This is a genomic window from Flavobacterium branchiicola, assembly GCF_018383905.1.
Classification (GTDB): Bacteria; Bacteroidota; Bacteroidia; order Flavobacteriales; family Flavobacteriaceae; genus Flavobacterium; species Flavobacterium branchiicola.
The window spans coordinates 759,552-783,105 of the sequence record NZ_JAGYWA010000001.1 but is presented as its reverse complement, the minus strand read 5'-3'; the positions used below and the strand labels follow the sequence as shown (position 1 = coordinate 783,105).

Genomic DNA, 23,554 nt, shown 5'->3' with positions numbered 1-23,554 from the left:
AACTAAGTCGCTAAGTTTTTTTACTGACGCTACAAATGTAATGCCTAATTTTCTAATTCGATAATTTCATTTTGAATTTTCTTTGTCAAACTTTTGAAAACCAATTCATACGAATGGTCTATAAGTTCTTTTACAAATTTATCAGGCAAATTTCCGTTTAAAGCTAAGGTATTCCAGTGTACTTTACTCATATGAAAACCCGGTTTTATTTCGTCATATTCTGCTCTGAGTTCCTGTGCACGGTCTGGATCACATTTTAAATTGACGGAAGCTTCCTCTTTTTCCCATTGTTTTAAAGAAGATAAAGCAAAAATTTTCCCGCCCACTTTAAACACCAAAATATCTTCATCAAAAGGAAAATGCTCGCTGGCTCCTTTTTTCGAAAGACAATATTCGTAAAACGTTTCTAAATTCATAATTATCTATTTACCAATTTCACCTAAATGTGTGTATTTAAAACCTTTTTCATATTTAAGACCGTATCCAAAAATACGATCCATTGCCGAATGTGAAAATAAAATAATTCCGGCTAACTGAAGCAATTCATTCTTAAAATATAAACCTAAAAGATAAAGCAGAATTGCAATTCCTTTGTGATGAAACACATTATATAAAAACGCTCCGGCTTTATTTCCAAATGCATAACCAATCATCGACAAATCGGGCGCTAAAATTAAAACCAAAAACCACCACCATTCAAAGTTTAAAAGACTGAATAAATAGATTCCAAAAATAAATAAGGCAGTTTCTTCGAGTTTGATTATTGTGTTCATTTTACGATTTTTTCCATCATCTTTTCAGGATGATTCAGTTTTGTAAATCCGAATTTTTCATATAAAAAATGAGCATCGCTGGTTGCCAAACGCCAGATTTTAACTTCCTGAAGTTGTGGTTCGTTCATCATGGTTTCAATTAAAATAGAGGAATACCCTTTTCCGCGATGTTCTTCAGTAATAAATACATCCATTAAATAAGCAAAAACGACATAATCGGTTATGACGCGCGCAAAGCCAATTTGTTTGTCATCTAAATAAATTCCAAAACAAACCGAAGCATCGATTGTGCGTTGAACTTCCTCCATTGTTCGTCCTGCAGCCCAATAAATGTCTTTTAAAAAGTTCTGAATAAACGGAACGTCGAGTTTTGTTTTATCTGTAGAAACGGTAATCATTGGTGTTTGTTTTTTAGCCACAAATTACACAAATTTTCACAAATTTCTTTTTAATATTTTGCCACTCCCGATAGCTATCGGGGTAAAATGATTTTCACAGAATCATTTTAATCCTTTAATCTGTTGCAAAAAATAATTTGTGAAAATTTGCGAAATTTGTGGTTGATTTTTTTAAATCTTATATAAAATAGGATTCGACGGACTCACATCATTTTCAAACGAAGCGATTTTGTTATCTGTATAAAAGAACGTCGAGTTTTGTTTTATCTGTAGATACTGTTATCATTGGGGGTCGGTTTTTAACCACAAATTACACAAATTTTCACAAATTATTTTTGCAAAGATTAAAAAGATTCTCACAGATTAAATCATTTTTAATCCTTTAATCAGTGGCAAAATAAAAAAGAAATTCGCGAAAATTTGTGCAATTGCTTCGCCTGTTCGCTATTGCTCGGGTCGTGGCTAACTTTTTTAAATCTTGTATAAAATCGGCTTGCTTGGACTTGCGTCATTTTCAAACGAAGCGATTTGGAGATTTAGTATATAATTTCCATTTTCAATTTCGTCTGGAACATAAATCATTTCTGTTATAGTTGCGTTTAATCTCGCATCAGCATTTAGATTTACGGTGTCTTTTACATTCCAAAACGCTTTATGAGCCAATAATTTTCCCTCGTCATGTTCTTTATCAACACTTGGCAAATCAATCAATAAATGCTTAATTTCGCTTTCGCGGATAAATATTGCAGCATCTTCAGATAAATAAGGCGGATTTGTATTCGAATATTTTCTCGATTTTTTGTCCAGCAGATTTGGAAGTGTTCTGATAATAATTGCCTCAGTCTTTTCTGTAAGTAAGTTTACAATCTGATTTTTTGTAATAACCAAATCATCTCCAATTTTCTCAGGTTCAACCGTAATCAATTTCGCAGTAAAGAAAAACTGTTTCAACGATTGATTGATGCTGTAAAAATCATTTGTAATATGTCCTAAACATTCCGTATGCGTACCATGCCCATGCGGATTAAAGAAAATATTATTAAAATTAGTCGAAGATTTTCCTTCAGAAACTTTCCCAATCCAGTCACCAAAAACTACGGGTTCAATGGAAGGTTTTTCGATATACCAGGCAATCGGATTTTCATCTGTATTGGTTAGTGGAATTGAGATATCAATGGGTTTTGATAAGTCAATTTCTATTATTTGATTATTATGATTTATAGTTGCAAGCATTTTGAATCAATTATTTTAAGATTTTATAGTACTTCTGGATTTGCAATATTAGTCGGATTATTATTGATGTAATTAATTACGTTTTGAAAAGCTTTTTCAAAATATAACTCATAGCTATTCACTTCGACATAACCAATGTGAGGCGTACAAACAACATTTGGCATTTGCAGTAATTCAAAATTCCCATCATAAATAGGTTCGTCTTCATACACATCTAAACCTGCAAAACCAGGCTTTCCTTCTTTTAGACTCGCAATTAATGCTCCATGTTCAATCAATTCTGCTCTTGCTGTATTTATCAAAGCTGCAGTTGGTTTCATTAATGCTAAATCTGCTTTCTTAACGATCTCAAATGTGGTTTCATTTAAACGTAAATGTAAAGTAATGACATCACTTTCTGAGAAAAAAGACGCTTTAGAATCTGCTTTTTGAAAACCATCTTCAACCGCTTTTTCTCTAGAACTTTCGCTTCCCCAAACTAAAACATCGGCACCAAAAACAGCAGCATATTTTGCAATTTGTTGGCCAATTTTACCGTAACCCCAAATTCCAATTGTTTTTCCTTTAATAGTTGAACCAATATTAACCTGCCATTTTCCTTGTTTCATCGCCTCAATTGCTTGCGGAATTTTACGAACAGTATTCATAATCAATGCCCAAGCCAGTTCTGACGGAGCAACTGGAGAACCAATTCCTTCTGCAACAGCAACTTTATATTTTGTGCAGGCATCTATGTCAAGATGATTTGATTTTTTACCAGTTTGGCTAATCAATTTTAGATTTGGCAATTTAGAAAGTAAATCCTCAGTAATTTGCGTTCTTTCTCGAATTAATACTATGATTTCTGAATCCTTTAAAAGAGTAGCTAATTTTAAATTGTCTTTATGGGTATAATTTAAAATTTGTACTTCGTGTCCATTTAGAATTTTGAAAGATTCAAGTTTTTCAACAGCATTTTGGTAATCGTCTAAAATTGTAATTTTCATAAAGAAAGTTTTTTATTATAAATCTAAATAAAACAAATCACTAGCAATTCCATCCGTTAAAAATTTTCCTTTTGGAGTTGGTTTGAGAATATTATTTTCAATTGAAAGTAAATTGTCATTTAAGAATTTCTGAGATTGTTTTTTTAGGTAATTCAAATATTCCAATCCAAATTCATTTTCAATTCTATCTAAAGAAACGCCCCAAATGGTTCGCAAACCCGTCATAATATATTCGTTATAACGATCTGAAACGGTTAGAATTTCAGTTTCAATAGGAAGTTCGTCATTCTGAATTGATTTTATATAAAGCGAATTATTAGCAATATTCCAGCCTCTTTTTATGCCATCGTAACTATGTGCAGAAGGCCCGATTCCGATATATTTTTTGCCCAACCAATAGGCAGAATTGTTTTTGGAGAAGTAATTTTCTTTTCCAAAATTGGATAATTCATAGTGTACGAAACCATTTTTCTGAAGCATTTCAACCAAAATCATAAAATGATTAGAAGCCACTTCATCCTGAGGTTCTGCAATTTTTCCGGTTTGTATCAATTTGCTCAAAGCTGTTTTCGGTTCAACCGTCAAAGCATAACTTGAAATATGCGGAATGCGAAAATCCAAAGCTGTTTGTATATTTTGTCTCCACATTTCATCACTCAATCCTGGAATTCCGTAAATAAGATCCAGCGAAATATTATCAAAATATTTAGTAGCTTCCTCAAGACATTTTTTGGCTTCCGCCGAATTATGGGCGCGATTCATCATCTTCAAATCATCTTCATAAAAAGACTGAATCCCGATACTTAAACGATTAATAGGACTTTTGGACAATTCCAGAATTCGTTCCGCAGACAAATCATCCGGATTTGCTTCTAAAGTAATTTCTGGGTTATCAGCAACATTATAATTTTTGTAAACTTCAGAAATTAAAAAGTTAATTTCTTCATTGCTTAGAACTGAAGGTGTTCCTCCACCAAAGTATATCGTTTCAATGATATTTTCATCCTGGGCGGTGTCAAAGGGTTTACGCATACCGATTTCTTTAGCCAAAGCCAAAACCATATCGTCTTTCTTTTTCATCGAAGTAGAAAAATGAAAGTCGCAGTAATGACAAGCCTGCTTGCAAAATGGTATGTGTATGTAGATTCCTGACATTTTTAATTAGATAATAATCATAATTAGATAATTTGGCAATTAGAAAATGAGATAATTTATTCTTTGTCTAGAGAATTATCTCATTTTCTAATTGTCACATTATCTCATTTCTTAATTCGATCTTCATTTTGTTTCACAAAAGCATCCCAACCGGTATAGCTTTTTCCTGCAACAACTTTTCCAGAATTAAAATGATGACAAACCGCAGCCGCCAAACCATCGGTTGAATCGAGATTTTTGGGTAATTCTTTTAAACCTAAAAGCTGTTGCAGCATTTTGGCAACTTGTTCTTTGCTGGCATTTCCGTTTCCGGTAATCGCCATTTTTATTTTTTTAGGTTCGTATTCCGTAATCGGAATATCTCTTGAAAGTCCGGCTGCCATGGCAACACCTTGTGCACGACCTAATTTCAGCATCGATTGCACGTTTTTGCCAAAGAAAGGCGCTTCAATAGCAATTTCATCAGGATGATGCGTTTCGATTAATTCGATCGTTCTTTCAAAAATGATTTTTAGTTTTTGATAATGATTATCATATTTAGAAAGCTGCAATTCATTCAATTGCAGAAATTCCATTTTTTTATTGGTTACTTTAATTAATCCAAAACCCATAATTGTGGTTCCGGGGTCAATACCTAATATGATGCGTTCTTTTGTCAAGAGTTTTTTGTTTCAAGTTCTTTTGTTTGCTTTGCCATTTCGGCTAAAGCCTCGGGTCAAGTTTCAAGTTTTTGAAAACCGAAACGATTCATTTTCTCATTTTCAAATTGCCACATTCTCAAATTCAATTACTTTTGCGGCATGATTTCAATTCCTCACAAAGCTAAGCAATTCCTTGTTCTTGTAGCCAAACTTTTGATTGTTGGCGGCGCATTTTATTTTATTTACAATCAGCTGGCTAACAACGATAAATTGGACTGGCAGAAGTTCATTGTTTTGTTCAAAAAAAATCAATCCGTTTTAGGAATTGGATTTATCTTGCTTTTGAGTGTTTTGAATCGTTATTTCGAGATTCTTAAATGGCAAAATCTGGCGCAGGTAATTCATAGAATTTCAGGTTACGAAGCTACAAAACAGGTTTTAGCTGCTTTGACAGCCGGAATTTTTACACCAAACGGAGTAGGAGAGTACGCAGGAAAAGCGTTGTATTATCCAAAGTCTGAAGCGAAGAAAGTAGTTTTCCTAAACCTAATCTGTAACGGAATCCAGATGATTCTGACGATTATTTTTGGAATTTTTGGGTTGTTATACTTCAATGCTCAGTTTAATGTAATTACCACCAAAACAGTTTTGATTTTATTCGGTGGATTTTTACTGATTTTGATCATTTTGTTTTCAATTAAAAAAATAAAAGTTAAAGGATATTCCATTGAAAAACTGATTCATAAAATCAATGAAATTCCAAAATCAGTTCATCAAAAAAACATCTTTTTAGGTATTTGTCGCTATTTGGTTTTTTCACATCAGTACTACTTTTTGTTTTTAGCCTTTGATGTTGATTTGCCTTATTTAACATTAATGGCGGCCATAACATCGGTTTACTTTTTGGCTTCATCATTACCTACTTTTCAGTTTTTAGATTTTGCAGTAAAAGGAAGTGTAGCCATTTATTTCTTCGGAATTTTAGGTGTAAACGAATGGATTGTGATTTTTATCAGCACTTTAATGTGGTTTTTAAATGTGGTTCTTCCGGTAGTTTTAGGAAGCTATTTTGTACTGAATTTTAAAACCAAAACGGTAGAATGATTTTTGGATTATTTGCCATATTAGCTGTTTATACCATTTGTATTGGCTTGCTTACTTATGGTTTTTTTAAAATTAAAACATTCGACAAAAAAGATTTAGAACCAAAAACGAGTTTTACCATTATAGTTCCGTTTCGTAATGAAAAAGAAAATCTGCCCATACTTTTAGAAAGTTTTACAAGATTAAATTACCCAAAGGATCTATTAGAAGTAATTCTTGTAGATGATAGTTCAAAAGAGAGATTCCAAGTTTTAAATTCCAAATTCCAAGTTTCCGTTGTTGATAATATAAGAATTTCAAAATCTCCAAAAAAAGATGCAATTACAACTGCTATGCATCAGGTAAAAACAGATTGGGTTATTACCACCGATGCTGATTGTATTGTTCCGGAAAACTGGCTTTTAATATTTGATAATTACATTCAGGAGAACAGTGTTTCAATGCTTGCAGGGGCAGTAACTTATGAATGTGAAAATTCATTTCTAGATCATTTCCAGCAATTAGATTTGACCAGTTTGCAAGGTGCCACAATTGGAAGTTTTGGACTGAATAAAGGCTTCATGTGTAACGGAGCCAATTTTGCGTACAAAAAATCATTGTTTGAAAGGTTGAATGGTTTTGAAGGAAATGACAAAATTGCCAGCGGTGACGATGTGTTTTTACTCCAAAAAGCAATTGAAAAGTTTCCTGAAGCAGTTCATTATTTAAAAGCAAAAGAAACTATCGTAAATACAAAACCAACCGAAAACTGGAAAGCATTGTTTTATCAGAGAGTTCGATGGGCGGCAAAAACAAGTTCCTACAGAAGCACTTTTGGTAAGTTTTTAGGATTAATTGTTTTCTTTGGGAATTTGAGTTTTGTAATTGGTTTTTTCTTGCTTCTTTTCGGAATTTTTGCCTATCCGGTTTTTGTTTTGTTTGCTTTTACTAAATTCCTAATTGATTTTGTTTTGCTTTACAGCACAAATCAATTCCTGACTAAAAGCCGAATAAAAAGTTTGCTTTTAAGCAGTTTGCTTTATCCTTTTTTTAGTTCAACAGTAGCTTTGTATAGTTTGTTTGGTTCTTACGAATGGAAAGATCGCCAATTTAAAAAGTAAATAAAATTCGTTCAGAATTAAACATCTGGGAAAGAAATGGAATTAAAAAATATTACTCTTTTGCTTTAATAATAACAGGTAAAATAAACTGAGTTTTTACAGGAACTCCACGTTTTATGGCAGGATTTACTTTTGGAAAATCGATTAAACGAGCACGAAGAATACTGTCAATTCTAATTGTATCATAAGCAACAGAGTCTTTTGGAAACTGAGGTTCAAATTTCATTTTTGAATTTGGAAAAACAGTTACTTTAACTTCAATTGTATCGAGCTGCGGATATAAAATGGATAAACTATCAATATCTAGTTTTTCCTGAATAAGTTGAGACATAACATCAAAAAAACATTTTTGACGTTCTTTTTTATCACTTATCGCTTCGCAATTGGCGACAGTTGGGTATTCATCGACTTCTTTCCAGTTAATTGATTTTAATTCTTTTTGTAGTAAATCTTTTTCAGACGGAATCTGCTTCTCAAAGTATTGACAAGAATTTAAAAAGAGGAATACTAAAAAAAAGGAAAACTGCTTCAAGATTTTGGCGTTGAATTGAATAAACTGTTTCTAAAATATAAAAGTACGATTATTTTTTTTGAGAAGCTTTGTATTCCAGATAATCTTCATAGTTTTCAGCAAGCCAGGTTTCTTTGTTTTTGGCTGCAACTTCCTTTTGATCAGGATATAAATGAGCAAGCCGGTCAGAGAATGTAGCAATCTGAACTGTATAATTGTAAAATTCTGTTTTTGTTAAAAGAATATTAGGATCATTTTTTTTATTGAAAAATTCGAAAAAAAGTGCATCAAATTCTTTCATCGAAAAATTTAATACTTTTTTCTTATTACTTTTATATAGACTGTCAATTAATATTTTGTCGTCAATTGATTTTTCTTTTGTTTGCGCACAAACACTAATGTTTACCAAGAAGGACAAAAGAGCTAGTTTTAATAGAATACGCATCTTTAATTTATTTAAATTGTAGGTGTAAAATTACAAAATTTTATGGAATCATTATTGTTGATACTCAGTTTTATCTGTATGGTTGTTGGTGTTTTTGGTAGTTTTCTTCCCGTTTTACCCGGATTATCAAGTTGTTGGGTAGGTTTGTTATTGTTGTATTTAACAAAAGCAGTCGAAATTAATTATTGGTTTTTGGGTATTACGCTTGTTATTACAATTATTATTACGGTTTTAGATTATATAATTCCTGCAAAAGGAACCAAAAAATTTGGTGGCAGTTCTTATGGAGTCTGGGGTACAAATATAGGTTTGGTAGTAGGTATTCTCGCGCCAATCCCTTTTGGAGTTATTATAGGGCCGTTTGTTGGCGCCTTTTTAGGGGAACTTATTTACGATTCAAAAAATCATGAGCGCGCATTAAAAGCAGCAACGGGATCATTATTAGGATTTCTGGCTTCTAGTTTTATTAACTTCATGTTTTGTATTATTTTTCTCGGTCTTTATTTGCATCTTGTGTGGGAATATCGGAATATACTCTTTTAATTCTGTAATTTTTTTAGAGCTTTTTTCTTATTTTTCTGTTTATTTTGAAAAATAATCAAATTTTCATGAAAATTTATTTCATTTCCATTTGATAACGAAACGGTTATGTTTGCTGGTACTGGCAGATTTTCACTGTTAATAACTGTTAAATGGACACGTAAATTTGTAACTAACTTTTTGGAAATGTTAAAATATTTTATATTTTTATCCTGATAAACGATAAAAAGCCCCCTTTTATCGATTATTTTGAACGGTTTTAAATAATTTAAATAAATTAACTATGACTCCCAACCTACAAATTGAACTAAGACGTTTCATTTCTTCCAACGTCGTTTCTAAGTTAAACAAGTTTTATTTTGAAAATGATGCCTTACTAATCAAAGGAATAGACGTCTCAATAGGAACAGTTTTAATGGGATTGTACAATAAAGCAAGCGAGTCAGATTTTTATAAAGAAATTACTAACCTAATCGCAGATGATTCCACTTTTTATCAGGAAGTAGATTTTACTTCTGGCAGAATTTTATCAGTCGACGATTGCTACCGCATAGAAGGAAATGCAATTCTAAAAGAAATCTTCACAAATAAGAAAGGAAGAATTTCTGAAATGATTTCAAACGAGGTCGGAATTAAAAGTGAAACCGCCAGAGAAATACTTAACTTCTCAGCACTTTTAGTAATCTCTTACCTTAAAAATAACATGCAGTTATTAGATAGCTTAAAGTTACTTCTTGAAGAACAAAAGAGAGAAATCTTAAACAGCATTCAACCCGGAATCAAAATTATCTTAGGATTTTCATGTTACGAAACTGTTGAAGATAAAAACCAATCTATCGGGAGATCAATATTTACACTTTTCGGACACAACTTTTTTAGTTTCTAAAAAAAAAAAAATCCCGTCTTACAAAAGCAAAACAGGATTAATATTTAAATTAAATTTGAAACGTTTATTAAGCGTTTTTCAAATTGATAACCTCTTGGTCTGTCAGGAAACGCCAGTTACCTCTAGGTAAATTTTTCTTTGTTAAACCTGCAAAGGCAACACGATCAATACGTAAAACATCATACTCAAAGTGTTCAAAAATAGCACGAACCACTTTTACATTTGATGAACGAAGTTTAAGACCCACTTCACTTTTTGCTTCCTTCTCGATATAACTAATTTCCTCAACAAATACACGGTGACCATCAAGAACCAAACCTTTGCTGATTTTTTCTAAATCCTCAAATTTTAAGTTTTTGTCTAGAGAAACCTGATATATTTTAGACGATTTCTGATTCGGTAAAGTAAACTTACGAATCATATCTGTATCGTTTGTAAACAACAACAATCCAGTTGTGTTTTTATCCATTCTTCCGATAGCTCCAATTTTAGCATTTGTAGCTCCGCGAACAAGCTCCAGAACGTTACGATATTCCTGACCTTCATCAAAAGCAGTCGTAAAGTTTTTAGGCTTATTCAATAAAATATATTCTTTCTTTTCCGGAGTAAGGGTAACGCCGTCAAAGTTTACGACATCATTAATTTTTACCAAATACCCCATTTCAGTCACAACATTTCCGTTAACTTTTACGTTGCCAGACTGAATATATATATCGGCATCGCGACGAGAGCAAACCCCTGAGTTAGAGATGTATTTGTTCAGACGAATTTCGTCTGACGCCTTTTGTCTCTTTGGAGCCTGATTTTGTTTCTTAACTTTTTGCTCTGCAGCTTCCTGAGCCGCTTTAACTTCCGGCTTCACTTTTTTAGGCCCCTGAGCACGTTTTGCCATAGGAGGTTTTGGCTTGCTAGAGTTTGATCTTGAGCTATTTGGTCTAGATCCGCCTCTTTTATTATTGCCTTCCTTATTGTTCATAAAATCTGTAATTTGTGCAAAGATAGTTTATTCTTGCTAAATATTCCTAAGTTCTATGTTCTTAGATTAATAGCAATCAAATTTGGAATGATCAGAAGCACCACAGAAGGCTTTTTTTGAGACATGGTTTCCCGCTTTTCGTTTCAATCTTTTATTTTTTAAAGAAAAAAATAAAAGGATTTCCACTGCAATCGGGACTAGATTCAGTGAATTGGCCTTTTTTAAACAACAAAGCTGACACAGAGCAACACAAAAAATCTTAGCGAATCTCTGCATGATAAAATAAATCCACGCAATCTGCCAAATCTGCGAGAGAAAAAAAGTTTAGTAATTAGAAATCAATTCTTTTCCGTGCCACAAAACACTTGGATTAATCAGAACAATGCAGAATACTCCAGCCACAATCAGAAATTTCAAGACATTATGAAGCACTAAAAATTGTTGTTTAGAATTTGATCTCCATAAATAAATCAGGAAAAACAATAATACAGCAAAACAGATATAAAAGTAAATATCCATATAGCCAACATCATAAACATTAACCAGAACGTAAACCGGAAATACTGTTAAAAAAGTCAAAGCAGTAATAATTTGCTTAGAAACTTTTTCACTGTATATAATAGGTATCGTGCGATAATCATTGGCCAAATCACCTTTCAGATTTTCCAGATCCTTTATCATTTCCCGAATTAAAAGCAATAAAAACAAGAAAACAGCATGTGCCGAAATCACTACAAAATGACTCATATGGTTTTCGATTTCTTCAAACGAAACTTTATTATAGAAATAAAGTAATATAGCAAAAAATGGAGTTACAGCAAGCAATGCCGACATTAGATTTCCTATAATTGGATATTTTTTTATTTTATGAGAATAAAACCAGATTAGGAAAATATAAACAGAAAAGAATAAAAAGGCACGCCAGGAAACTATTGAAGCCATTAATACAGCAAGAAAATTCAAACTGAAATAAACTGTCAGCTTTGTTTTTTGGCTAACCAAACGATCCAGCATCGATTTGTTGGGTCTGTTAATTAAATCTTTCTGGCTGTCATAAAAATTATTGATTATATATCCCGAAGCAATTGTAATAGCCGAAGCAAAAACAATTAAGAACAAATAAAAATCAAGCAAGATATCCAAAGCTCTAATTTCTGGCGCAAGTATAAATATTGCCGATAAATATTGCGCTAAAACTATAATTGGAATATTGTAACCTCTAACTACGGAAAACAGACTAACAATTTTCATTATTAAAAGTTTGTGCTGTCTGCTTAACATAAATTAAAAGTGTGATAGATTAGATTGAGGGAAGTTAAAAATATATTTTTTGAATAGAAAGTTTAGAGTTTATTTTTTAACAATTCTTTAGAACCATAGCCAAGTTTTCTAATACAGGCCAGAGCTTGTTTCTGAGTAATATCAATTTCTCTAATATCTTTTTTTTCTACAAAACACACAGATCCACTCCACGGATTTGGCGCATCGGGAATAAAAACAGTAAAGTTATTGTCGCTGATTTGTTCAATTAAAAAAGCAAATTGCCATCCTGCATCTGTGGGAACCATAATCACTTTTAAGTCTTCATTAGACTCAAAACCCATTATACTTTCGTTCATGTTTTTCATAAAAGAATAACCAGGAACAAAGCTCAAAACGCCATCTTCTAATCGCTGTATAATTTTTTTTGCATTTGCAGTTTTGGCTAGTAAACCAGCGATTAAGCAAATAAGTACAATAATGGTTATAGCAACAACTTCCTGAATCGCAAATCCCATAATTTTTACTTTTGGGAGCGAGTTGACAATTGGAACCGTGATTTTCTGAATAATATTATATCCTTTTTCTAAAAGAACCACCAGTAAAATTAAAGGCGCTAAAAAAACAATTCCTCCTAAAAAAGTCACCTTGATAATCTTTAAAATGCTTTTCATATTCTATAACTTTTTAGGATTAATATTTCAGGAAAGCATATTCAAATAACTACAATTCGTTAATTTTTTTTAATTAAAACTGATAAACTACTTCTAATTTATAGTCTTTCAAAGATGCTTTTGCGCGTTCTAAATCTTCCGTAAAACCAAGGATGTAACCACCTCCGCCAGAACCACAAAGTTTTAAATAATAATCATTTGTATCGATTCCGTTTTGCCAGATTCCATGAAATTGTTCCGGAATCATTGGTTTAAAGTTGTTTAAAACAACTTTAGAAAGCTTTTTGGTATTGGTAAACAACGATTTCATATCGCCATGTAAAAAGTTTTCTACACAGGCATCTGTATATTTTACAAACTGATTTTTAAGCATCGTACGGAAACCTTTGTCTTTTAGGTTTTCCATAAAAATATTAACCATAGGAGCCGTTTCACCAACAATTCCTGAGTCTAATAAAAACACAGCACCTTTTCCGTCAAAGCTTTGAGTAGGGATTCCGGTTGCTTCAATATTATCTTTCGAATTAATTAAAATCGGAATGCTCAAATAACTGTTCAACGGATCTAAACCAGAACTTTTCCCATGGAAAAAGCTTTCCATTTGAGAAAATATATTTTTTAGTTGTAAAAGTTTTTCGCGGGTTAAATTCTCTAAAACAGTGATTTTGTTAATTGCATATTTATCATAAATAGCTGCTACAAGTGCGCCACTGCTTCCAACACCATATCCTTGTGGGATACTGGAATCAAAGTACATTCCGGTTTCAACATCATTTTTAAGTGTGTTCAAATCAAAAGTAACCAATTCCGGTTGTTGTACATTAAGAACTTCAAGATAAGCAGCAAAACTTCTTAAACTTTTGTTCGAAGAAATTGCTTCAGCCGTTGGCTCTTCAGATTTCTTTAATGCACCGTTGTAAAAATTATAAGGGATAGAAAGTCCTTTAGAGTCACGGATAATTCCGTATTCTCCAAAGAGTAATATTTTTGAGTAAAATAGGGGTCCTTTCATGATTTATTTTATGTCTTTCTTTATTTTAATTGGGTCTTGTCTAGTGTCAAAAAAAGCAATTATCTCAACTCTTTTTGAGTTGAATTTATAATAAATTATTGTTTGTTTTGACAAGACACACTTGCGATACTTACTATTTAATTCTGATTTAGGGAAAATTTCAGGCTCTATTTGTATTAGATAAATAACTTTGTCTAGATTTGATATGAATTTATTTTTTACTTTCTGCGACCATTTTAGTTCTAGGTACTCAAATAATTCAAATAAACTTTTCTCCGCGTTTTTTGAAAAGATTATTGTTCTTTTCATTAACGATATTTTTTCATCATATCTTCATACAAAACAAATTCACCACGTTCAATTTGTCTTTCCCCTTCTTCAATTTCTTCTTTCTGTACATCAGTCAAATCATCCCACCAATCTTTCTGTTCTTTTTTGAAAATTTTTCGAATAGATTTTAAGATAGTTGGATTCTCTGTGTCAGCTAACAATTTTATTAATTCTAGTTTTTCTAATTGAATGTCCATAACCAAAAATTTAATTAAAGATACGCAAAATTACAATGCAATTGCGCCACTTCCAATTTTGTCGCAAATGTACTGACGATTCTGACAAAATACAACTAATTCGTCCTGAATAAATTGTAATACTTTTTCTTTAACATTTTCAGGATATAATACGTGTACATTTGCTCCTGCATCAAGCGTAAAACATACCGGAATTTGAGTTTCATTTCTGAATTTCCAAATCGCATTAATGATTTGCAGCGTATTAGGTTTCATTAAAATATAATAGGGCATCGAGGTCATCATCATGGCATGTAAAGTCAAGGCCTCACTTTCTACAACTTTGATGAATTCATCTAGATTTCCACTTTCAAAAATTTTGATTAAAAGGTCTAAATTTTCATGTGCCTGAGCAAAACGTCTTTCTGCATAAGGATGATTGTGCATTAAATCGTGTCCAACAGTACTCGAAACTTGTTTTTCGCCTTTATCAACCAATAAAATTGTATCCTGATAATTTTTGAAGTTTTCGTGAATAGTGTACGGAAATTCAACTCCAAATAAATCAGTACTTCCTTCAATATTTGACTGATTTCCCCAAACTACAACATTTCCTTTTACGCTTCGGCAAGCACTTCCAGAACCTAAACGAGCCAAAAGTGATGCTTTTTGATAGAAATAGTCATCTGTCATTTCAGGATTCAGCTTTTTCTCTAAACTCATAAAATTCATTGCCAAAGCCGCCATTCCAGAAGCCGAAGATGCAATTCCTGAACTGTGAGGAAAAGTATTTTGAGTATCTATAGTAAAATGATAGTCTTTCAAAAACGGCAGATAAACTTCAATTCTTTCTAAAAACTTCTGAATTTTTGGTTTAAAATCTTCTTTTGGTTTTCCTTCAAAAAGTAAATCAAAAGAAAAACTATTTTGGTTAGTTCTTTTTTCGAAACCTAATTTTGTAATCGTTTTACAATTATTTAAAGTAAAACTTACCGAAGGATTTGCCGGAATCTGGTTGTCTTTTTTACCCCAATATTTCACTAATGCAATATTGCTTGGAGCACTCCATTCAAAGTTTCCGTTTTCGATCGTCGAAGTATATGTATTTGGAATAAAATCAGCTGCTGTAAACATGAAATATAAATTTTGGCAAAGATAGCTTTTTCAGCATAAAGGATAATTTTTTCACCATATAAGTTATATAAGAAATTATAAGCGTATGCTGCTTAAATGATCTTATATAACTTATATGGTTTCAAATATCTTTTGACTATTTTTGAATTCAAAATTGAATAAAAATGAATAAGTTCGTCAAGATCGTAATAGCATTAATGGTTTGTTTAGCAGTAGGATATTCTGCAAGTACAGTAACAAGGCCAAGTGTAGAAAGCTGGTATCCAACAATTGTAAAACCATTTTTTAATCCGCCAAATTGGATTTTTATGCCGGTTTGGACCATACTTTACATTTTTATGGCTGTTGCAGCGGGATTAGTATGGGATAAAATCAAAGAACAAAATGAAGAAGTCAAAAAGGCTTTGGCATTCTTTTTAATTCAATTAACGCTTAATGCGATTTGGTCTTATTTATTCTTCGGATTAAAAAATCCGCTATTGGCTCTGATTGAAATTGCTCTTTTATGGCTGATGATTTATGAAACGTATTTGAAGTTTGTTAAAATCAATAAAATTTCGGGTTATTTATTGATTCCTTATATGGCTTGGGTTGCTTTTGCTGCAGTTTTAAACGCCAGTATTTGGTGGCTTAATAAATAGTTTCAAGTTTGAGTTTTTTTTTGTTTCAAGTTAAAAAAAACTACTTAAGCTTCTTAAACTCTTCATTTTTAGCATACAAAAAATCCATTATAATTAGAACATTTGGGTTTTCCAGAAGCGTTTTCGATTTGGGATCTGTGTCGCAAAAATCAATAAAAAGCTCTTTTTCTTCCGGTTTTATTTTTAAATTTTCGGTAAAAAAAGTTGGTGAGCAATAAGAAACAGCGAGTTTTTTAAAGCGATCATCAACTTCAATTGTTTTCTTTGGCTTACCTTTTAAAGGGACTGAAACTCGAAGAGCTTCTCTAATTGAATTATCACTAACTCCTGTATTCCAGAATAAATCTTTGGCATTTTTGCTGATTAAAACATCTGCAACAGCATCAGCCTCAACCTTAACTTTATCAAATTTGACATTATTTATTACAACTTCTTTCAATTCTTCAGGTTTCAGAACCTTTTCCACGATCATATTATTGTGGTTAATATTTTCCTGAGAAATTTTCATCCTTGAGAAAAAAGAATCTTTATAGAAAAAAATAAGACTGTCCTGCGCTTTTACCAAAATTGAAAATTCTCCCAATTCATTTGTTGTAATGCTGATTTTTGCGGTCTTATTAATTACTTCCACTTGGCTAAGAGGTGTATTCTGCGAAAGAACTTTTCCGTTTAAGACTTTTCCGTTTTGAGAAACGCTAATCTGATAAGTGAAAAAAGAAATTGTAGTAAGTAGTTTTACTTTCATCAAGCTTTAGTTTTTAATTTCGGTTTTCAGTTTTTTAAACTCTTCATTTTTAGCATATAGAAAGTCCATCAATTCTAAAACATTTGATTTCTCTAAAAGAGTTTTAGATTTTGGATCGGCATTGCAGAATTTTATAAAAAGTTCCTTTTCTTCGGAATTTATTTTTAAATTTTTGATGAAAAAGTCGGGAGGACAAGAAGCTTGGACGAGTTTCTTAAAACGATCGTCGCGAGGCTCAATTTTTTTCTTCGGTTTATCGAAAATGGGGTAACTGAAATTTATGGCATTTTTAATTTTACCGTCATAAACCGTTACCTTAGAAGTTACTTCGTCAAATTGTTTGCGAATTATAATCTTATTTATTTCTTCTTTATTATTGACGATATTTTTAATTTCCGCTTTATTAAAAACAGATCTACCAACTGTAACATTCTCCAATTCTTCGGCTTTTGGAGTCATTTCAATAATTAGATCGTTTTTTTCCAGATCTTTCAAAGTTACTTTCAATCTTGTAAAGAAGTAATTCTTTGAAAAAAACAATAAACTGTCATTCTCTTTTGCTAAAATTGAAAATTCTCCAAGCTCATTTGTTCTCGTGCTGGTTTTGGAAGTCTTGTTTATCACTTCCACTTTGTAAAGTGTTGTATTCTGGGAAAGAACTTTTCCGTTTAAAACTTTTTCGGTTTGAGAAACGCCAATTTGATAAGTGAAAAAAGAAATTGTAGTAAGTAATTTTACTCTCATTTAGTGGTATTTTGGTGAGAGTAAAATTATTAGAATAGTCTTAATGAAAACTTACGGAATCTGTAAATTCTTGTTAATTAAATTAAAGCAAGTTTTTGAATTTCTCCAATTCACCATTATTAAATAAAACCGGGCCGTGGCCAAAACACAAAATTTTGGGTTGTAATAATGCTAATTTCAAAATCGATTTTCTGTTCATTTCTCTATCAGAAGTAAATAAATTTGGAGGCTCGTGCAGACCAACTTTTGTAGTTAACAAATTCATATTTGTCATTACATCGCCAACAATTAAAACACCGTCTTTCTCTCTGAAAAAAGACAAATGACCTTTTGAGTGTCCAGGAGTTTCAATAACCGTAAATCCCCCGATTTGATCTCCTTCTTTTAGCGTTTTAGAAACAGAATGTCCTTTTCCTGCCCAGAAATTCTTCTGAAATTTCGAAATAAGATGATTCGGATTTGGATATTCTGTAGTTACATTTCCGTTTTCAGCAAATTCTTTATCAAGTTCACTGCATAAAAGCGGAATATTCAGGGTTTCGCAGATTGCTTTGCTGCTTCCCTGATGATCGGCATGAGCGTGCGTTAGTGCGTGTTGGGTAACATTTTTGTCCTTAATTGCTTTAAATATTTTATTGGCAGAAGTTCTAATTCCAGCATCAATTAAAACATCTTCAATCAAATAACAGTTTATAGCGTTTCTAGGAAATAAAGGGATTTGGTAAACGTCTTTGGCAATATTCTTCATCTTTTCAAATTTTATTTTGACAAAGATTCGAATTCGGTTTTTCAATCCACTTGATAAATGTTAAGAAATGTCCTGACGAATTCTGCTCAGTGATTCTGGAGTAATTCCAAGAAAAGAAGCGATATAAATTAAAGGCGTTCGCTGAATTATTTTGGCTGGAGCCGAAGTTAAAAAAGTCTGGTATTTTTCTTTAGCAGGAATCATTTGCAGTTTTAAAACGCGGTCTGCCATACAGAGGTAATTTTGCTCGGCCAGAATTCTCCCAACACGATCCCAATTTGGAATTTCGTTATAGAGAAATTGCATTTTTTCGAAAGTAATCGAAAGCACTTCGCAATCTTCAATACATTGAATATTCTCAAAAGAAAGCGTTTGATTGATAAAACTGGAATAAGAAGCAATAAAACCATCATCACAGCTTAAATAAGTAGTAATTTCTTTTCCATCTTTTAAGTAATAAACCCTCGCTAATCCGTTTAAAATGAAAAAGATCTTGTTGCTGATTTTTCCCATTTCCGAAAGATATTCTTTTGCATTAAATTTTTCATATTCAAAACAAGAAGCGATTGTCTCAATTTCATTTTCAGAAAAAGAGGCAATTGCTGTGATTTGTTTTTGTAATGAAGAATGCATTTCTATAAAATTTCAATTAATTCTGAAGCTGTATTCACAACCAGTTTTGCACCGCTGTTTTTCAATTCTTCTTCAGTTCTATAACCCCAAGTCACACCAACAGGAAACATATTGGCGTTTACGGCCGTTTGCATATCAATATCAGAATCGCCAACAAAAAGGATTTCTTCGGGTTTTAAATTCCATTTTTTACCAATTTCTAAAGCCTCAAACGGATTTGGTTTTTTAAGTGCTTCTGTACTTAAGCCAACCGCTGCATCAAAATGATTCGGAAATATTTCAGATGCTATTTTCTTCGTCAATTCATCTGCTTTGTTCGAGAAAACCGCCATTTTGATGTTTTGCGAAGTAAGTTTTTCTAACAATTCAACAATTCCATCATAAGGTTTTGTTTTTAACGTACACATTTCGCGGTATTCGTTAATCATACATTCAAAGCAAATATCGATTTGTTCGTCTGAATTATTAGTTGCAGGAAGTGCCTTGCTAACCAAATTTCGTAAACCGCTTCCAATAAAATATTGATACGTATCGTAAGTATGCGTTGGGAAATTTAGACTTTCAAGCACTTTATTCATTGCATCTGAAATGTCTTCTAATGAATTGACTAATGTGCCGTCTAAATCGAAAATAATTCCTTTAAATTTCATTCTAATTAAATATTTTGAGCCAGAATAAACCCGCTTGTCCAGGCGTTCTGAAAATTAAACCCTCCGGTAATGGCATCGATATTGACAATTTCTCCTGCAAAATAAAGGTTTTCATGAATTTTGCTTTGCATGGTTTTAAAGTTGATTTCCTTTAGATCGATTCCGCCAGCCGTTACAAATTCTTCTTTAAAAGTGCTTTTTCCGTTGACTTTAAATTCAGCTTTTGTTAATTGTGAAGTTAGGTTCTGTAATTGATTTTTAGATAAATCTGCCCATTTCGTTTCTGCTTCAATTCCCGAAGCCAAAACCAGACTTTCCCACAAACGATTCGGAAAATCAAAAGGGGATTTTTTAGAAACCGCTTTTTTAGCGTGTTCTTGTTTTAAGTCTTTTAGAATTTTTTCGGCATCTTCAAAATCGACGTCATTTAACCAATTTACAAAAATGGTAAACTGATAATTTTTGTCATGAAGAATGCGCGCTCCCCAAGCCGAAAGTTTCAAAATTGCCGGTCCGCTCATTCCCCAGTGTGTGATTAACAAAGGGCCTGTAGATTCTAGTTTAGTATCTTTTACGTTTACCGTTACTTGTGCCGCAACGCCAGGCAATTCTTTGATTCGCGAATCTTTAATATTGAATGTAAATAGGGAAGGAACTGGACTTACAACTGCGTGACCGTGTTCCTGAAGCATTTCCCAGATTTTTGGGTTGCTTCCCGTTGCCATTACTAATTTTTCTGTGGCGAAATTATCAGATTGTGTATCAATTTTCCAGTGATTTTCTTTTTTAAAAATCGACTGAACGCTTTGACCTGTCAATACTTTTATGCCTAATTTTTCGGTTGCTTTTAAAAAGCAGTCAATAATAGTTTGCGACGAATTGGAAACTGGAAACATTCGTCCGTCTTCTTCGATTTTTAATTCGACGCCGTGTTTTTCAAACCATTCGATGGTATCTCCCGAACAGAATTGGTGAAATGGCCCGCGAAGTTCTTTTTCTCCACGAGGATAAAATTTCACTAATTCATTGGGTTCAAAACAAGCGTGTGTCACGTTACATCGTCCGCCACCAGAAACGCGGACTTTAGAAAGCACTTCTTTTCCTCTTTCTAAAATAGCGATTTTCAGTTTCGGGTTTTTCTCAGCAATATTAATTGCTGTAAAGAATCCCGCAGCGCCTCCGCCAACGATTATTATGTCGAAATTTTTAATCATATTTTTTTGGTTGTCACGAGGGTTTTCGCCACGAATTCACGAATTATTTTTTATTGAACTCTGAACAACTTTGTCAAAGTTTCTCGTGACCGATTTTATATTTTGTCTGGATTATCAGAGATAATTCCGTTTACTTTATAACTTTTTACTTTCTGAATGTCTTCTTCTGAGTTTACTGTCCAAGGGAAAACTAAAAATCCTTTTTCCTGAATTTGCTGCACATTTTCTTTATTCAATAACTGAAAATCAGGATGAATTGCTTTTGCTTTTATCGATTCGGCGAAAGCCAAGGCTGTATCAATATCTTCTTCTGTTAAAACACCAATCGGAATATTTGGATTTAGTTTTTGAACTGCTGTTAAAGCATTCCAGTCGAAACTCGAAATGATAAAATGCTCATATTTCCAGCCTTTTTCATTGATGTATTCTTCAATTAATGAAACTACATTTTTTGAAGTATCCGCATTTTTTAACTCCACGTTGATGAAGCATTTTTTATCGACTAAATCAAAAACTTCGTTTAGAGTGGGAATTTGATGTTTGCCAGCAATTAAGAATGACTTTAGTTCGGCTAAAGTGTAAGTATTGATTTCACCTTTTCCGTTGGTCATTTTATCGATGGTTTCGTCGTGCATTACGATGATATGTCCGTCAGCGCTTAAATGAACGTCGAGTTCAATTCCGTCCGAATGTAAATCTAAGGCTTTTTGAAAAGCTTGAAGTGTATTTTCAGGTTCGTATGCTTTTGCACCTCTATGAGCTATTTTTAGCATTTGCTGCGTTTTTTTTCTAACGGCAAAGGTCGCAAAGATTTATTAGAATAAATAGCCACGAATTCACGAATTTATTTTTTACAATCTATGAGAATAAAAATTCGTGAATTTGTGGCTAAAAAAATCTCTCGCAGATTTTGCAGATTTCACAGATTTTTTTCTAAAATTATCTGCTTAATCTGCCAAATCTGCGAGAGAAAAAACTTTAAATCTTTTCTAATAAGACAATTCCGAATTCGCTGTCAATAATTATTTTTCCGTCAACAACTTTAGTTTCCTGATTAGAAAAACCGTCACGTAATTTAGTTCCGTTTTCGAAAAGAGAATACACAGAAAGTTCCTTATGGCCTTCAGGTAAATCTAAACCAATTAAGACTTTATCTGAAAATGATCCCTTAGAATATGTTCGTGAAAATAAATAAGGCTGACTGCTTAATTGCGTATGAACTCCCGCGCCGACCGCAGGATGATTTCGTCTAAATTGCCCTAATTTTTGCCAGTGTGAAAGCATTCTTTGTGTGTCGGGATTGTTCTGAATATCATCCCAATTCATATTAGAACGTAAGGTTGCATCGCCTTGCGTTCCTTCAATAACCAAAGAGCGATTCGATTCGTCTCCATAATACACTTGTGACATTCCAGATGAAAGCAAAAGCTTTGTTCCTGCCTCAAAACCTTTTACACGATTCGCATCAAAAGGCTGCCCGTCGTCATGAGAAGAAACATAATTGAGAACAGAATAGCCTTTTAAGTCATTATTTAAATGATTCGAATATTTTGAAAACAGGGCTTCATAATCGCTTTGTCCAGCATTCCATTTAAATTCAAAATTAATCATGCTGTTGAAACCGTTCTGAAAATAATTGACTTTTTTGTCTCCAAAATCGTAATCTTGTCCGCCACTGATTCCGTAACCATAAACTTCGGCAATGGTGTAAAACGAATTTTGATCTAATACTTCAAGGGGATGATGTTTTTTCCAGGTTTCAAATGCATAATCGCATTCTTTTTTGAAATCGGCCCAAACTTTTTCATCGGTATGTTTTACAGTATCACCTCTGTATCCATCAACTCCAAATTCAACGATATAATCAGTAAGCCATTTAATAATGTAATATTTTGGACTTCTTGGATACCCCGTTCTTTTAAAGAATTCATCCAGAGAAGCAATTTCTTTTTCGTAACGATCTTCTTTTTTCCATTTTTCAACTAAGAAAGGTGGTAATTCTACATTTTGTGTGCTCTCGGTTTTAACATCCGGAAGATTATCAACTAAAGTGCACATCGTGGTATTATCAAACGATTTGTAATCGCAAACAACGCCGGTTCTTACCCAGTCAGAAGGCCAAACAGGATCTTCTGGAGTTACTGGACCTGTGTGGTTGATTACACCATCTAAAATTATTCTGATGCCTTTTTCGTGTGCTTTTTTTACCATTTTAGCTAAATCTTCTTTCGTTCCGAAGTTAGGATCAAGAGCCGTCCAGTCTCTTGCCCAATAACCGTGAAAGCCGTAACTCAATCCGGTTCCTTCATCAACACCGTCGTGAATTTGCTCTACAATCGGTGTAAGCCAAATGGCATTGATTCCTAATTTTTCAAAATAACCTGATTCGATTTTTTTGGTTATTCCAATAATGTCTCCGCCTTCAAATCCGCGTAGTTTTCCGGGAGTTTTGGTTCGGTTAAAATTTAAGTCGTTTGATTTGTCGCCGTTGTAAAAACGGTCTGTAAGTAAAAAATAAACATTTGCTCCTTCCCAAACGAAAGGTGTTTTTGAAGTATTGTCGTTATTCATTGTAACTGATTTTGAGCCAGAACAACCCGTAATTATGAATACTAAAGATAAAAAAAGGAAAGTGTATTTTTTCATTATTTAGGTTTTTTTTAGACATGAATGATGTTGAAAAAAAATAGCCACAGATTAAAGGATTTAAAAGGATTTTTTTTCGTTTGCCACGAATTGCACAAATTTCCACGAATTAATTTATCAATTTAAATTTGTGAAAATTTGTGCAATTTGTGGCGAATAAAATCTGTGTTAATCGTATTAATCTGTGGCAAAAAATATT

At 32.7% G+C, this 23,554-nt stretch carries 29 protein-coding genes; 5 read left to right on the top strand and 24 right to left on the bottom strand.

The genetic code is table 11. The annotated features are described in order from the left end of the window. Positions 1–44 precede the first annotated feature (44 nt). From KHA98_RS03310 to ruvC, 7 genes are all read right to left on the bottom strand, one after another. Positions 45–416 carry an MmcQ/YjbR family DNA-binding protein gene (locus KHA98_RS03310; protein WP_213255247.1) on the bottom strand — a complete coding sequence of 124 codons (372 nt, stop codon included), beginning with the start codon at positions 414–416 and terminating at the stop codon, positions 45–47. Positions 417–422: 6 nt separating this feature from the next. After that, positions 423–773, bottom strand: a complete 351-nt coding sequence (locus tag KHA98_RS03305) for a DUF4260 domain-containing protein (protein ID WP_213255244.1) — start codon at positions 771–773, stop codon at positions 423–425. Next, positions 770–1,171: a GNAT family N-acetyltransferase gene (locus KHA98_RS03300; protein ID WP_213255393.1), complete on the bottom strand. Its 402-nt coding sequence runs from the start codon at positions 1,169–1,171 to the stop codon at positions 770–772. The genes KHA98_RS03305 and KHA98_RS03300 overlap by 4 nt, the downstream gene beginning before the upstream one ends. Before the next feature lie 471 nt (positions 1,172–1,642). Further along, positions 1,643–2,404: a cyclase family protein gene (locus tag KHA98_RS03295; RefSeq protein WP_213255241.1), complete on the bottom strand. Its 762-nt coding sequence runs from the start codon at positions 2,402–2,404 to the stop codon at positions 1,643–1,645. Between the two features lie 23 nt (positions 2,405–2,427). Beyond that, entirely contained in the window at positions 2,428–3,390 is a 963-nt protein-coding gene (locus KHA98_RS03290) for a D-2-hydroxyacid dehydrogenase family protein (protein ID WP_213255239.1), read from the bottom strand. Between the two features lie 15 nt (positions 3,391–3,405). Further along, the gene (hemW, locus tag KHA98_RS03285; RefSeq protein ID WP_213255237.1) at positions 3,406–4,545 is read right to left on the bottom strand and encodes a radical SAM family heme chaperone HemW; all 1,140 of its coding nucleotides are present in this window, start codon (positions 4,543–4,545) and stop codon (positions 3,406–3,408) included. Between the two features lie 104 nt (positions 4,546–4,649). Further along, a complete protein-coding gene (gene ruvC / locus KHA98_RS03280) occupies positions 4,650–5,204 on the bottom strand; it encodes a crossover junction endodeoxyribonuclease RuvC (RefSeq protein WP_213255234.1) in 555 nt (184 codons plus the stop codon). Positions 5,205–5,345: 141 nt separating this feature from the next. Here ruvC and KHA98_RS03275 point away from each other — a divergent pair, with 141 nt between their 5' ends. Next, complete coding sequence (locus tag KHA98_RS03275) at positions 5,346–6,290, top strand: lysylphosphatidylglycerol synthase domain-containing protein (RefSeq protein ID WP_213255230.1); 945 nt, start codon at positions 5,346–5,348, stop codon at positions 6,288–6,290. Further along, positions 6,287–7,390, top strand: a complete 1,104-nt coding sequence (locus tag KHA98_RS03270) for a glycosyltransferase family 2 protein (protein WP_213255228.1) — start codon at positions 6,287–6,289, stop codon at positions 7,388–7,390. The genes KHA98_RS03275 and KHA98_RS03270 overlap by 4 nt, the downstream gene beginning before the upstream one ends. Before the next feature lie 52 nt (positions 7,391–7,442). Here KHA98_RS03270 and KHA98_RS03265 read toward each other — a convergent pair whose 3' ends face one another. Next, on the bottom strand, positions 7,443–7,922 hold the full coding sequence (locus tag KHA98_RS03265; protein ID WP_213255225.1) for a hypothetical protein: 480 nt from the start codon (positions 7,920–7,922) through the stop codon (positions 7,443–7,445). A 49-nt stretch (positions 7,923–7,971) separates the two neighbouring features. Further along, entirely contained in the window at positions 7,972–8,346 is a 375-nt protein-coding gene (locus KHA98_RS03260) for a hypothetical protein (protein ID WP_213255223.1), read from the bottom strand. A 42-nt stretch (positions 8,347–8,388) separates the two neighbouring features. Here KHA98_RS03260 and KHA98_RS03255 point away from each other — a divergent pair, with 42 nt between their 5' ends. Then, positions 8,389–8,889 (top strand): DUF456 domain-containing protein, encoded by a 501-nt coding sequence (locus tag KHA98_RS03255; protein ID WP_213255220.1) that lies wholly within the window; start codon positions 8,389–8,391, stop codon positions 8,887–8,889. 280 nt (positions 8,890–9,169) lie between these two features. Beyond that, positions 9,170–9,772, top strand: a complete 603-nt coding sequence (locus tag KHA98_RS03250; protein ID WP_213255218.1) for a DUF937 domain-containing protein — start codon at positions 9,170–9,172, stop codon at positions 9,770–9,772. Between the two features lie 67 nt (positions 9,773–9,839). Here the strand turns inward: KHA98_RS03250 and KHA98_RS03245 are convergent, their stop codons facing one another. The 7 genes from KHA98_RS03245 to KHA98_RS03215 all read right to left on the bottom strand — a co-directional run bounded on the left by KHA98_RS03245 (position 9,840) and on the right by KHA98_RS03215 (position 15,334). Next, positions 9,840–10,748 (bottom strand): pseudouridine synthase, encoded by a 909-nt coding sequence (locus tag KHA98_RS03245; RefSeq protein WP_213255217.1) that lies wholly within the window; start codon positions 10,746–10,748, stop codon positions 9,840–9,842. 324 nt (positions 10,749–11,072) lie between these two features. After that, the gene (locus KHA98_RS03240) at positions 11,073–12,029 is read right to left on the bottom strand and encodes a geranylgeranylglycerol-phosphate geranylgeranyltransferase (RefSeq protein ID WP_213255215.1); all 957 of its coding nucleotides are present in this window, start codon (positions 12,027–12,029) and stop codon (positions 11,073–11,075) included. Between the two features lie 62 nt (positions 12,030–12,091). Further along, positions 12,092–12,682, bottom strand: coding sequence for a DUF502 domain-containing protein (locus tag KHA98_RS03235; protein ID WP_213255213.1), 591 nt, complete (start codon positions 12,680–12,682; stop codon positions 12,092–12,094). Between the two features lie 73 nt (positions 12,683–12,755). After that, entirely contained in the window at positions 12,756–13,694 is a 939-nt protein-coding gene (locus KHA98_RS03230; protein WP_213255210.1) for a mevalonate kinase family protein, read from the bottom strand. 3 nt (positions 13,695–13,697) lie between these two features. Next, the gene (locus tag KHA98_RS03225) at positions 13,698–14,003 is read right to left on the bottom strand and encodes a type II toxin-antitoxin system RelE/ParE family toxin (protein ID WP_213255207.1); all 306 of its coding nucleotides are present in this window, start codon (positions 14,001–14,003) and stop codon (positions 13,698–13,700) included. Continuing rightward, complete coding sequence (locus tag KHA98_RS03220) at positions 14,003–14,221, bottom strand: hypothetical protein (protein WP_213255205.1); 219 nt, start codon at positions 14,219–14,221, stop codon at positions 14,003–14,005. The genes KHA98_RS03225 and KHA98_RS03220 overlap by 1 nt, the downstream gene beginning before the upstream one ends. A 30-nt stretch (positions 14,222–14,251) precedes the next feature. Then, complete coding sequence (locus KHA98_RS03215; protein WP_213255202.1) at positions 14,252–15,334, bottom strand: diphosphomevalonate/mevalonate 3,5-bisphosphate decarboxylase family protein; 1,083 nt, start codon at positions 15,332–15,334, stop codon at positions 14,252–14,254. Positions 15,335–15,498: 164 nt separating this feature from the next. On the opposite strand from KHA98_RS03215, the gene KHA98_RS03210 reads away from it, so the two are divergent. Next, complete coding sequence (locus tag KHA98_RS03210) at positions 15,499–15,975, top strand: TspO/MBR family protein (protein ID WP_213255199.1); 477 nt, start codon at positions 15,499–15,501, stop codon at positions 15,973–15,975. Between the two features lie 40 nt (positions 15,976–16,015). On the opposite strand, the gene KHA98_RS03205 is transcribed toward KHA98_RS03210, so the two are convergent. The 8 genes from KHA98_RS03205 to KHA98_RS03170 form a co-directional block, all read right to left on the bottom strand. Then, positions 16,016–16,720 (bottom strand): hypothetical protein, encoded by a 705-nt coding sequence (locus tag KHA98_RS03205; RefSeq protein WP_213255196.1) that lies wholly within the window; start codon positions 16,718–16,720, stop codon positions 16,016–16,018. Between the two features lie 6 nt (positions 16,721–16,726). Further along, positions 16,727–17,464, bottom strand: coding sequence for a hypothetical protein (locus KHA98_RS03200; RefSeq protein ID WP_213255194.1), 738 nt, complete (start codon positions 17,462–17,464; stop codon positions 16,727–16,729). An 82-nt stretch (positions 17,465–17,546) separates the two neighbouring features. Next, positions 17,547–18,212, bottom strand: a complete 666-nt coding sequence (locus KHA98_RS03195) for an MBL fold metallo-hydrolase (RefSeq protein ID WP_213255191.1) — start codon at positions 18,210–18,212, stop codon at positions 17,547–17,549. Positions 18,213–18,272: 60 nt separating this feature from the next. Next, entirely contained in the window at positions 18,273–18,845 is a 573-nt protein-coding gene (locus KHA98_RS03190) for a Crp/Fnr family transcriptional regulator (protein WP_213255189.1), read from the bottom strand. A gap of 2 nt (positions 18,846–18,847) precedes the next feature. After that, complete coding sequence (locus KHA98_RS03185; RefSeq protein ID WP_213255187.1) at positions 18,848–19,495, bottom strand: HAD family hydrolase; 648 nt, start codon at positions 19,493–19,495, stop codon at positions 18,848–18,850. A gap of 5 nt (positions 19,496–19,500) precedes the next feature. Continuing rightward, positions 19,501–20,709, bottom strand: coding sequence for a BaiN/RdsA family NAD(P)/FAD-dependent oxidoreductase (locus KHA98_RS03180; protein WP_213255186.1), 1,209 nt, complete (start codon positions 20,707–20,709; stop codon positions 19,501–19,503). Positions 20,710–20,804: 95 nt separating this feature from the next. Continuing rightward, a complete protein-coding gene (locus KHA98_RS03175) occupies positions 20,805–21,482 on the bottom strand; it encodes a glycerophosphodiester phosphodiesterase (RefSeq protein ID WP_213255184.1) in 678 nt (225 codons plus the stop codon). Between the two features lie 205 nt (positions 21,483–21,687). After that, positions 21,688–23,355, bottom strand: a complete 1,668-nt coding sequence (locus tag KHA98_RS03170; protein WP_213255183.1) for an alpha-amylase family glycosyl hydrolase — start codon at positions 23,353–23,355, stop codon at positions 21,688–21,690. Positions 23,356–23,554: the final 199 nt, after the last annotated feature.